This window comes from Nostoc sphaeroides (assembly GCF_003443655.1).
Taxonomy (GTDB): domain Bacteria; phylum Cyanobacteriota; class Cyanobacteriia; order Cyanobacteriales; family Nostocaceae; genus Nostoc; species Nostoc sphaeroides.
In genome coordinates, this window is sequence record NZ_CP031941.1 from 5529028 (window position 1) to 5541193 (window position 12166).

The window sequence follows — 12166 nt, forward strand, 5'->3', positions numbered from 1 at the left end:
ACCAGCTCAGACTCGATTTTTAATTCAATGGTTAACAAGACAATGGAGGGTAGAACCCCTCACTGATTGCAACCACGAATTAAGGTAGCGTAGCGTAAAGCCTTTAACATAGCTTCTCTAAGAAACGCAAAGCGACTGCTTAGAGTGAGTTATTGATCGTCACGATCAATTACGAATTATCTGGACTTTGGCTTTAAAAAATAGTGCAGCGTTCAGTTTTAGTTTTGTTTCAGGTGAGCCGAAATAGGCTCCATGAGTAGCTAGCGTGCATCTGGAAAAAAAAATTGAAAAAATACTTAGCTTCAGAATATAAAAAAGAAACTGTCAGGGCAAAAATGATGTCTTGGCGGAGGTAACTTGTCTAATACCGCATAAATACATAAAAAGTACGCAAAATTTTAACACGGGTGAACTAACAAAGTAAAACCGAAGTTAAAATTTTTTTTCCCTAAATTTCGGTGCTTGTATATTTTTCCATCGCTGAATTTAGAAATTTTTTCCCCTAACGTAGTGGCAAAATTGGTAACTCAATACTTCAGGAACAGGGTATGAATAATAAACCGATGAATCAAGACCAACAAATCACAGCGAATATCAACTCAAGAGATACCTATCAGGGGCAAAAGTGGTTAGTAGAGGAACGAGATGCCTGTGGTGTAGGTTTTATTGCTCATCGCCAAAATCATACCAGCCACGAAATAGTCGAAAAAGCCTTAGCTGCTTTAACCTGCTTAGAACACCGGGGAGGTTGTAGCGCCGATCAAGATTCTGGTGATGGTGCTGGAGTATTGACAGCTATCCCTTGGGAGTTGTTCCAACAAGACTTTGCCGAAAGTGGAAAGGAATTTCCATCCACCAATAATATAGGTGTGGGAATGATATTTCTACCACAAGACCAGGAAGCAGCACAAAAAGCTAGGACGACAGTTGAGCAAGTGGCTGCTGAAGAAAAATTCACTGTACTTGGTTGGCGAGTTGTGCCAGTGCAACCTGATTTACTTGGGGTACAAGCAAGAGAAAATCAACCCCAGATTGAACAAGTTTTGTTAGCTTCTGTTGACAAAAGCGGCGATGAATTAGAACGGCAGTTGTACATTACCCGCCGCCGAATTAGTAAAGTTGCAACCAACGTCTCAGAAGAATTTTATATCTGCTCGTTGTCAAGCCGCACAATTGTCTATAAAGGCATGGTGCGTTCTGCTGTCTTGGGCAACTTTTATGACGATTTAAAAAATCCAGCTTACAAAAGCGCCTTTGCTGTCTATCACCGCCGCTTTAGTACCAACACAATGCCCAAGTGGCCCCTAGCTCAACCGATGCGGCTTTTGGGTCACAACGGCGAAATCAATACTTTGTTGGGTAACATCAACTGGATGATGGCACGAGAAGCTAGTCTGGATCATCCTGTATGGAGCGATCGCATCAAGGAACTCAAGCCATTAGTTCATATTGATAACAGCGACTCAGCTACCCTAGACAACGTTTTTGAATTACTGGTGTGTTCTGGACGCAGCCCTTTGGAAGCTTTAATGATTATGGTTCCAGAGGCTTACCAAAATCAGCCTTCTTTACGTGACTCTCCAGAAATTGTTGATTTCTACGAATATTACAGTGGTTTGCAAGAAGCGTGGGACGGACCAGCACTTTTAGTATTTAGTGATGGCAAAAAAGTTGGTGCAACTCTAGATCGTAATGGCTTAAGACCAGCTCGCTACGTGATTACTAAGGATGATTACATTGTCGTAGCTTCCGAAGCTGGTGTAGTTGACTTTCCAGAAGCCGATATTGTCGAGAAAGGTAGACTTGGCCCAGGACAAATGATTGCCGTGGATTTAGTAAATCATGAAGTCCTGAAAAATTGGGAGATTAAGCAACGCATTGCCAAGCAGCACCCTTATGGTGAATGGCTGCAACAGTACCGTCAAGAACTCAAACAAATTGTCAGTAGTCAGTCGGCACATGTGAATGGAAATGGACATCTGGCTGCTGAGAATGGTAACGGGCATAATACAACTGACAAAATTGACAAGCAAACATTGCTTCAGCTGCAAACTGCCTTTGGCTACACCACAGAAGATGTGGAAATGGTGATTCATCCAATGGCGATCGCCGGTTCAGAGCCGACTTTCTGCATGGGGGATGATATTCCTTTAGCAGTGCTGTCAACAAAACCCCACCTGCTTTATGACTATTTCAAACAGCGTTTTGCTCAGGTGACGAACCCAGCGATCGATCCCCTGCGGGAAAAGCTAGTGATGTCTCTGAAAGTAGAACTGGGTGAACGGGGTAACTTATTAGAACCTAAAGCCGAATATGCTCGGAGATTGAAGCTGGAATCGCCAGTGTTAACCGATGATGAGTTAGAGGCAATTAAGCTGTCAGGATTTGCCACGGCTGAGTTGTCAACCCGATTTGCGATCGCTACCGGCCCTGAAGGATTAAAGGCCGCAGTCCAATCTTTACAAGCACAAGCAGCTGAATCAGTCCGCGCAGGTGCAAGGATTTTAATCTTAAGCGATAAGGCAAATGACGGTATTAGCCCAGAAGATACATACATTCCTCCCCTGTTAGCAGTGGGTGCTGTGCATCATCACCTGATTCGGGAAGGGCTGCGAATGAAAACATCCCTGATTGTCAATACTGCCCAATGCTGGAGTACTCATCACTTTGCTTGTCTCATTGGCTACGGTGCTGGTGCAGTTTGCCCGTATATGGCTTTGGATACGGTGCGTGATTGGTGGTCTGATCCCAAAACTCAAAAGTTAATGGGTGTAGAAAAAATTCCTACCCTCACCTTAGAACAAGCTTTAGGAAACTATCGCAAAGCAGTAGAGTCAGGTTTGCTAAAAATTCTCTCCAAGATGGGAATTTCTCTGCTCTCCAGCTATCAAGCAGCCCAAATATTTGAAGCTATTGGCATCGGTGGAGATTTAATCGAACTAGGATTCCGGGGTACGACTTCCCGCATCGGTGGTTTGAGTGTTAGCGAACTAGCTGATGAAGTGCTTTCCTTCCACTGCAAAGCTTTCCCAGAAGTGACGGCTAATAAGTTACAAAACCTGGGCTTTGTGCAGTACCGTCCTGGCGGCGAGTACCACATGAATAGCCCAGAAATGGTTAAGGCGCTGCATAAGGCTTTAGATGGCAAAAATTACGACCACTACGAAGTTTACAAGAAGCATCTTCAAGGTAGGCCAGTAACAGCCTTGCGTGACTTGCTAGACTTCCAAGGCGATCGCACCCCAATTTCTCTAGAAGAAGTAGAGTCGGTAACTGAAATTGTCAAGCGTTTCTGCACTGGTGGCATGTCTTTAGGCGCTTTGTCAAGAGAAGCTCATGAAACTTTAGCGATCGCCATGAATCGCATTGGCGGTAAATCAAATTCTGGAGAAGGCGGCGAAGACCCAGTGCGCTATACAGTTTTAGATGATGTAGACGAGTCTGGTCACTCGCCAACCTTACCTCATTTAAAAGGATTGCGGAATGGTGATCAAGCCTATAGTGCCATCAAGCAAGTTGCATCGGGACGCTTTGGGGTTACGCCAGCGTACCTAGTCAACGCCAAACAAATTGAAATCAAAATTGCCCAAGGTGCTAAACCTGGGGAAGGTGGACAGCTACCAGGGCCGAAAGTGAGCCAATACATTGCGATGTTAAGGCGCTCGAAGCCAGGTGTGACGCTGATTTCACCACCACCGCACCACGATATATATTCGATTGAAGACTTAGCGCAACTGATTTTTGACCTGCACCAAATTAATCCCAAAGCCAAGGTGTCGGTAAAACTAGTTGCAGAAGTTGGCATTGGCACGATCGCAGCTGGTGTAGCCAAGGCAAACGCTGATATTATCCAGATTTCTGGACATGATGGTGGTACAGGTGCATCGCCACTAAGTTCGATTAAACATGCTGGTTCACCGTGGGAACTGGGTTTAAGTGAAGTGCATCGCGTCTTGATCGAAAATAGCCTGCGCGATCGCGTGATTTTGCGCGTAGATGGCGGTCTGAAAAGTGGCTGGGATGTGGTAATAGGTGCATTGATGGGCGGTGAAGAATTCGGTTTCGGCTCTATTGCCATGATTGCTGAAGGCTGTGTCATGGCGCGAGTTTGCCACATGAACACCTGCCCTGTGGGTGTTGCTACTCAAAAAGAAGAACTCCGCAAGCGGTTTACGGGAATACCGGAACAGGTTGTTAACTTCTTTTACTTCATCGCCGAAGAAGTGCGTAGTTTGTTAGCACGACTAGGCTACCGTTCTTTGTCAGAAATCATTGGACGTGCAGATTTGTTGAAACTGCGCCCAGAAGCAAAACTCACCAAAACGCGATCGCTGAATCTGGACTGTTTACTGAAGCTACCAGATACCAGAGACAATCGTAGTTGGTTGCTGCATGAAGAAGTCCACAGCAACGGCGTGGTTTTGGATGACGAGATGCTTGCTGATGCCGAAATTCAGACTGCCATTCGGGATCAGTCCACTGTTACCAAGACTTACCCTATTGTCAATACTGACAGAACAGTAGGCACAAGATTAGCAGGAGCGATCGCTTCTCAATATGGTGACAGCGACTTTGAAGGACAAATTAATCTCAATTTCACAGGTAGTGTTGGGCAAAGCTTTGGTGCATTCAACCTCCCTGGTATAATTCTGACCCTACAAGGAGAGGCAAACGACTACGTAGGCAAAGGGATGCATGGTGGTGAAATCATTATCAAACCTCCAGCTGATGCTACCTATAACGCATCACAAAACGTGATAGTTGGCAATACCTGCCTCTATGGTGCTACTGGTGGCGTGTTATTTGCCAACGGTTTAGCAGGAGAGCGCTTTGCTGTAAGAAATTCCAAAGGCATAGCAGTGATTGAAGGCGCTGGGGATCACTGCTGTGAATACATGACTGGTGGTGTGATTGTCGTCCTCGGTAAAGTAGGACGTAACGTAGCAGCCGGAATGACTGGTGGACTGGCGTACTTCTTAGATGAAAACGACTCATTTCGTGAGTTAGTCAACCCGGAAATTGTCAAAATCCAACGGGTGATTACAGAAGCAGGTGCAAAGCAATTGCAAGAGTTAATCAAAACTCATGCGGAACGCACTGGTTCACCAAAGGCGAAGAAAATTCTGGAAAACTGGCAAGAATTTTTGCCGAAATTCTGGCAGTTGGTTCCGCCTTCTGAAGCTGATAGTCCTGAAGCTAATCCTGAAAAAACAACTGAGTTCAGTTTAGTGACTAGTCATTAGTAACTGTAACCGTTCTCATCCTCTGCCTTAAGGCATTCTCCCGTCAAAGAAGCAGCACAAACAAGTACTCTGCGAAAACCCTTTTGAATGCCCAAAGCAGCCGCCTGAATTTTGTCAGAATTTGATGTGCTATACGACACTTTTCAAACATCCTCTAAGTAGGGGCACGGCATGCCGTGCCCCTACGGGTGTACCTCACGTAAACGAGAACCGCTATAAGCCTGAGTTCGATATAAGAAATTAGCGTGAAAAGATTGTCTGATAAGCTTTCAGACCAAATGAGCTAGGCGCTTTTCCACATTTATTGATAATCAAAGCCATTTATTGAGAATATAGTGTTTATTCTCATTATGGTAGATTTGTTGAGAACAAAGTCCGAGTACGTTTTTCAATGAAAAGCTTTATTTATAATGTTTTCGGGCATTTTTTTCCGTCGAACTCAGGTGCTATCAAGTCGAGATCAACACTGTTCTGAAATCTACCTAATTGGGTATAGAAGGCATTCTCTAAATGCTGGTAGACTTCCATATAAATGTTTACTAACAAGTAGGATTTGTCTATAAAAATGCTTATAGAAGAACAAGCTCCCAATCGCAAAACTTCTGAAGAAGAACGTTTTCAAGATGATTATTATTCATACTTTGAATCTCCTGAAAATGCTACCCGATACACACCATCAGTTTGGTATCTTGATGAGGTATTCAAGCAACGTTCATTCTCTTTGTTAGATTTAGGATGTGGAAATGCGGCTTTGAACAAATATCTATCTGAGCGATGTGACTACCTTGGCATCGATCACAGTGAAGCTGCAATTCAATATTGTTCAAACCTATACCCCAATAAAAAGTTTGCTGCCAAAGATTTATCGATAGCACTACCAGAATTGGCTTCAGAAAATCAAAAATTTGATGCCGTCGTCCTAGCAGGCTTGCTCTTTCACAATGTCGATAAGGAAACACTAGAACAAAAGGACGATCAAGAACTCGTTCAATTCTGTTTAGACAAACTAATAAGCGACAAAGGATATTTGGTACTTATTGTACCTTTTGCTTATGGTGACCATCCATCCCATAATCTTTATGTTCGGGCAGAATGGCTACAAAACGTGCTAGAAAAATTGCTGGAAGCTGTAAAGGCAAAAATTGTTTACGAAAATATTTCCCTACAAATTGGCTTGGATAAAAAGGTTCGACAGCAGAAGACAACTCCTGACTGGTTTGTTCCCAATAGCACTACTGACTATTCCAATAAATACGCTGGAACATATATGGCAACTTGGACAGTTATTGCCTCTCCATCGCTGGGTTAAACGCCATTTCATTGAAGTACACGACGTGGAAAATTTAACTCCAATTGCTCAGATTAATTTTTCATTACATACTTATAAATTTTCCTCGCCGACTTAATTAACTATAATTAATAATTATTACTTTTTGTTTTTATTAGCAATCAACTTTTGGTCTGCATCTTCCATTTCTAAAAGCTCTGGAATAGTCACAAAGCGATAACCTTGCTTTCTAAAGTTGCTAATAATTTCTGGTAAAGCTTGCACAGTTCTAGAACGGTTACCACCACCATCATGCATTAGCACAATACCACCAGGTTTTGAATCTTTAATCACGTTATTGATCAACTTTGGTACAGATGGCAACTTGTAGTCTGTGGAGTCAGCAGACCACATCACCACAGTATATTTTTTGCCTTTAGCATAAGCAGCTAATCCATTATGCAGGATGCCACCAGGCGGTCGGAAGAGATTTGTTTTAGCACCTGTAACTTGATAAATGAGGTCTGTTGTGCGGTCAATTTCAAAAGCAGCAGCTTGTGAGTTAAAGAAGTGATACCAGTGATGCCAAGTATGGTTGGCAATGACGTGACCTTGAGCTACAATTTGCTTTCCTAATTCTGGATAATTTTTTAGGTTCTGCCCAACGACAAAAAACGTCCCTTTGATATTATTTGATTTTAGAATATCTAGCACTTGTTCTGTGGTCTGGGGCCAAGGGCCATCATCAAAGGTGAGAGCAATTACTTTCTGCTCCTTAGTGAGTTTTGCCGCTTTAACTATTGCCCCTTGAAAACGTGATGGTATAGCGTAGGATAACCCTTTTGTTTGTGCTTGTTGCTGCCAACTTGTAAGCATCGCCGCCTTTAATTTCTCAATGCGCTGCTGAGTTCCTACGTTTGCAGTTACATCCTTGACATTTATACTTTGTCTACTCTGAGCCTCCGAAGGATTTGGCCTTAAAAGCATCATGAAAGCAAGGCTAAAAACACCACATAAGGCAAGCAGTGCAATTAATATTCCTTCTGGCCACAGAAACGACTTATTGTTTTCCACCTCATAGCTCCTTCAAAGATCGAACCATCAACCACGTTATGACGGTACGTTATAGCACATTTTTTTAGATATCTTAGATACCAGCTGCTTTCTGGTAATCCTGAAAATTGGAATCGGGAATAACGAAAATTCACAATCGAGAAGACAGACTATACAGCTTTAACTGAAATCTAGATGCTCTAGATTTGGGCGATCGCTTATACAATACTTGTTATAAAAGGCGAGGTCTGAACTTCCACATTCTTACCGCTAGCTCTCAGGGATGAGCGCAATCGAATAATTAATGACACCTCAAAATCTTTTTTATCGGAGTTCTGAATTAGTTTCTGTCTTTTACTTTTCACCGCTAAGGCAGCATTATCCTTTTAAGTTTTATAATTTTGCAAATAAGATGCAGATCAACTGTCACGCCTACAATTTGCATTTTTTGTGGGCTGAAGTTTTTATAGCAAGACTTTCTGACAGGAAAGCTGTATAATTTGTAGCTGAGTAAATTATTTAACTAATATACAAAACTACTTACAAGGGGCGGGGTATCTTTCAGAAAAGAGTCTAATAAACTATTAGCTTTATTCTTGATAAGATATATCTTACTGCCTGCTGCCATTCCTTCCTTTTTAAGAAAAAGTTAAATTTTTAACTTACAGAATGTTGGCTTGAACTTTCTATGAAATAGACAGACGAAAATTGATTAAATATAGTTTCTCATTGCCAAGGGGCATTTGTTCGTTAATCTAGATACTTTAAATCATTCAGCATAAATGATTTTATCAGCAGCTTAACTCTGTTTTTGATGCTGATACTTAAGCCTAAATTACTACTAGCTTTTTGTCTGTTAATCTTCTTCTTGATAGTAGGGGAGATATATATATTATTAATAGTGCAATCTAGTATATACTGTCACAGTAAAATTACGCAATTCATTCACATCTTTATGGCCAAACTTTTAAAATAGTAGTTTTGTAGTATATATCTATACAAAAATAAAAATTCAGTAGAATCAGTTGACGTAAAATTCAGAATACGCGAGATTTTTGAAATATACGTGGAGTGGGCTAAAAAGCAGAGCCTTGGGCTACGGGCGCTCGTGTCGCCCACCCCACAAGATTGGGTAATTTATTTATTGGAAGTCCCTAAATTGTTTTGCTACTCAACGACCAATTTTCTGCTCCAAGAAAAAACCGACTGGCTGTATCGCTCTACCAATCGGTAACTGCTTTTTTAGCAGTAAGAAGCAAAAATGAAAATCATCTCATAACTTGCCTTATAATTGCAGCAATTAGAATTAAGATTTTTAATTATTTATCTAAAAATTCTAATCAGCAGCTTATATTGCCTTAGACAGGTCATAGTTAATTTACAGTAATTTTGCTTATCTTTGGTAGATGCGATAATTGTATTATTTAATATCTAGTATGGATTTATGCAGAATCCAGCTTGTTTATTAGTATACCTTTTGAGTCAAAATAATCAAGGTATTTGTTCCACTTCTTAAACTGGCTAGAAACTTTTATGATTCCTCACGAAAGTGATGCAAAAGAAGAGCGTGCGTCCTTAAAAGGATGGCGTAGTTGGCAAGAAAATCTGATTTTAATTGCGATCGCATTGTGTTTGGCATTTCTAATCAGGACTTTTATCGCCGAACCCCGCTATATACCTTCTGATTCGATGCTGCCTACCTTACATACAGGCGATCGCTTGGTAGTTGAAAAAATATCCTACCATTTTCACCCTCCCATAACTGGGGATATTATTGTTTTTCAGCCACCCGCAGAACTACAACGTCGAGGATATCCCAAAGACCAAGCCTTTATCAAGCGGGTTATTGGCCAGCCTGGTGAGGTAGTTAGTGTTGCTTCGGGCAAAGTCTATCTCAATGGTCAACCTTTGGCGGAAGACTACATCGCTGAACCGCCAAATCAGCCATATCGGCCAGTGAAAGTTCCAGAAGATGAGTTTTTTGTCATGGGAGATAACCGCAACGATAGCAATGACTCTCGTTATTGGGGCTTTTTACCCAGAGAAAATGTCATTGGTCGAGCAGCGTTTCGCTTTTGGCCTCTTGATCGCATTGGGTTTATTTAAATAGTTAGGAGTTAGGAGTTAGGAGTTAGGAGTTAGGAGTTAGGAGTTAGGAGTTAGGAGTTAGGAGTTAGGAGTTAGGAGTTTGGAGTTAGGAGTTTGGAGTTTGGAGTTTGGAGTTATATAGACCTAACCCCCAACCCCAACCCCAACCCTCAATATAGTTCGGATAAGGTTTTTTAATGAAAGTTATAGATCATAAAGACGCGATAAATCGCCGTCTTTACAATAATCAGTCCTTTGTCTTGACGGCGATTTATCGCGTCTCTTTCTTTAAGCGAACCGTATTGCCCCAACCCTTGTAGCGTTGGGGAGTAAGATTCAAAGCCTCTCTCCTCTTAGAAGAGAGGAATGGAAGTGAGGTCAAAATATATTGCATACAAACGAAAAGCTCTATATTTTAAAACTTCTAACTTAAAACCTTAAATAATACATCAGTTGAGCGATCGCATCACCAGTTAACTCTAACCGCCGTTGGAAATCAGCCAGGTTACGGTAAGGCCCGGCTGATTGCCGATTTTGCACCACTGCTTGCGCTAGAGACAAATCTATAAATGGAATTTTGGCTAAATTTTCAACTGTTGCTGTATTGGGGTTGACTAAATGCGTAGGACTTTCTAAAGATTCGTGGTCATAATAAATAAAATTCAGCAGAGGCTTTAATGGCTCCAGGCGCGGCGCTGGTATAGCCAAAGCCGCAGCGATATCTTCAATACAGTAAAATTTAACACCCGAATGCGAAAGTTCTACAAGCGATCGCGCTTGGTGAATTGACAAACCTGGTAAGCGTAACCAATCATCTACAGTCGCTTGATTAGCATCAATGCGAATACCTAATTTAGCCGCTAGCTGAATTTCTTCCCCAGATTGTAAGCGATAGTAGGGATCGTTGAGGAGCTTGGCGCGGAGTTTTTGCAGCCTGGGGTTCAAAGGTAGCCAGTTATTCATGTTGTCGCTTACCTCAAGAAATCTGGTCTAGCAATTGGCGGCGCTTTTGCTCAAATTCATACTCTGAAATTAGCCCATCCTGGCGCAAAGCATCCAATTCTCGCATTGCCTCAGCGATCGCTCCTACCTGATTACTCGCCTTTTGTGAGTTTCTTGTTGCTGACTTGCCGAGATTAAAATTACGATCAAAAACTTCTTCATCTTGGGCTAAATACCAAACTCCCTCAATGGCACTAGCTACCTTGGGGATCGGCGTCCAGGAAAGCAACACATACAAAACACCCCACAACGGCTGTCCCAGATAGAATTTATGTAATCCTGAAATTGTCAGCGTGCCAGAAAAAGCTAAAACAGCTGCAACACTTCGACTTTTGCGCTTAGTCAACATATTTCTAATAAATATACCAATACCACAGTTTGGACAATCAGACAGTCAACTATCTTGCCTTGCCCTTCAGATTTTTAGATGGGAAATCCCAGACATAATTTAGTATTTGCAGAAAGTTGAGTAAGTTTCACATGACTATGCATTGAGCTTTGATGCTAATTTTAAGTTTTTAACAGCTTAATTACTACTATGTCACAGACCTTCCTCCCGCCAAAATCGCTTCAACAGCTTTGTGATCCTTACGCTGTATTAGGAATTTCTGTAATTGCTGACGATCGCCAGATTTTTAAACGCTATCACACTTTAGCGAAGCTGCTACATGCCGATCGCCATACCAAAAACTGCAATCCAGACCAAGAATTAGCAACGGCAATATTTAGCCATTTAATCAATCCAGCTTATGAACAACTGAAACATCGAGATAAGCGCTATGCTGCGATCGCTATGCTGCAATCACAAGCAAAAGCTTTAGAGCAGAAGCCTTTGTCTTCTCAAAGTGCCGTAGTTCAGAAAATTATGGAAATGTCTACACCCCAAGCAGAATTGTTTTACGAAGAAGCGATCGCCTACTATGCAGAAGATCAATATAAATTATTAGATAAGTTTTATCAGGTGACGCAACAAATTAGTACACTGAATTTAGTATACTTACGGTTGCATAAACCAAACATGTTCATGGCGCAAGAAGCTGTTCCCACCATTCCTAAGGTAGAAGTCAAGCCAGTTGAATTGTTATTAAATGAAAAAACTAATGTCAAACCAGATTTGACAGGCTACGCTCAACGGCACTACGAGCGAGCTAATCAATACGTTAGCCAAGCCAAATGGCCTCAAGCCGTGCAAGAACTGCGTGATGCCATCAAGTTAGAGCCAAATAGCAGCGACTATTATGCCTTATTAGGTTTGGTACATCTAAAACAGAAGTTTACCGGGATGGCCAGGGTTTACATTCGTCAAGCATTAAAACTTAACCCGCAAAATTCATTAGCTTTGAAATACGCTCCTGAACTGAAAATTGAAGCGGGTGAAAACGCCAATCCGAAATCAACGGCTAAAGCTATGAGTATTGCGGCTTTATTTAGTCACTTTACACAAGGCAAAGGTTCTTAAGTCAAGTGTTGAAATTTCGGTAACAAACCGTACTAAAACCGAAGCTTCGTCACT

The 12166-nt window shown here is 41.8% G+C and carries 8 protein-coding genes; 5 read left to right on the plus strand and 3 right to left on the minus strand.

The genetic code is table 11. From position 1 onward, the window contains the following. Positions 1–548 precede the first annotated feature (548 nt). Positions 549–5243, plus strand: coding sequence for a glutamate synthase-related protein (locus D1367_RS24695; protein ID WP_118168996.1), 4695 nt, complete (start codon positions 549–551; stop codon positions 5241–5243). A gap of 565 nt (positions 5244–5808) precedes the next feature. Next, positions 5809–6552: a class I SAM-dependent methyltransferase gene (locus D1367_RS24700; protein ID WP_220450977.1), complete on the plus strand. Its 744-nt coding sequence runs from the start codon at positions 5809–5811 to the stop codon at positions 6550–6552. A 117-nt stretch (positions 6553–6669) separates the two neighbouring features. Here D1367_RS24700 and D1367_RS24705 read toward each other — a convergent pair whose 3' ends face one another. Beyond that, positions 6670–7584, minus strand: a complete 915-nt coding sequence (locus tag D1367_RS24705; protein WP_118168998.1) for a polysaccharide deacetylase family protein — start codon at positions 7582–7584, stop codon at positions 6670–6672. Positions 7585–9096: 1512 nt separating this feature from the next. Here D1367_RS24705 and lepB point away from each other — a divergent pair. Then, positions 9097–9669 (plus strand): signal peptidase I, encoded by a 573-nt coding sequence (lepB, locus tag D1367_RS24710; RefSeq protein WP_118169000.1) that lies wholly within the window; start codon positions 9097–9099, stop codon positions 9667–9669. Between the two features lie 179 nt (positions 9670–9848). Then, positions 9849–9971 carry a hypothetical protein gene (locus D1367_RS32930; protein WP_267255612.1) on the plus strand — a complete coding sequence of 41 codons (123 nt, stop codon included), beginning with the start codon at positions 9849–9851 and terminating at the stop codon, positions 9969–9971. Between the two features lie 109 nt (positions 9972–10080). Here D1367_RS32930 and D1367_RS24715 read toward each other — a convergent pair whose 3' ends face one another. Both D1367_RS24715 and D1367_RS24720 read right to left on the minus strand, forming a co-directional pair. Beyond that, positions 10081–10614 (minus strand): ComEA family DNA-binding protein, encoded by a 534-nt coding sequence (locus tag D1367_RS24715; protein ID WP_118169002.1) that lies wholly within the window; start codon positions 10612–10614, stop codon positions 10081–10083. Positions 10615–10627: 13 nt separating this feature from the next. After that, positions 10628–11002, minus strand: coding sequence for an NINE protein (locus D1367_RS24720; protein WP_118169004.1), 375 nt, complete (start codon positions 11000–11002; stop codon positions 10628–10630). A gap of 189 nt (positions 11003–11191) precedes the next feature. Between D1367_RS24720 and D1367_RS24725 the strand changes: the two genes are divergently transcribed. After that, complete coding sequence (locus D1367_RS24725) at positions 11192–12112, plus strand: J domain-containing protein (RefSeq protein ID WP_118169005.1); 921 nt, start codon at positions 11192–11194, stop codon at positions 12110–12112. Positions 12113–12166 lie beyond the last annotated feature (54 nt).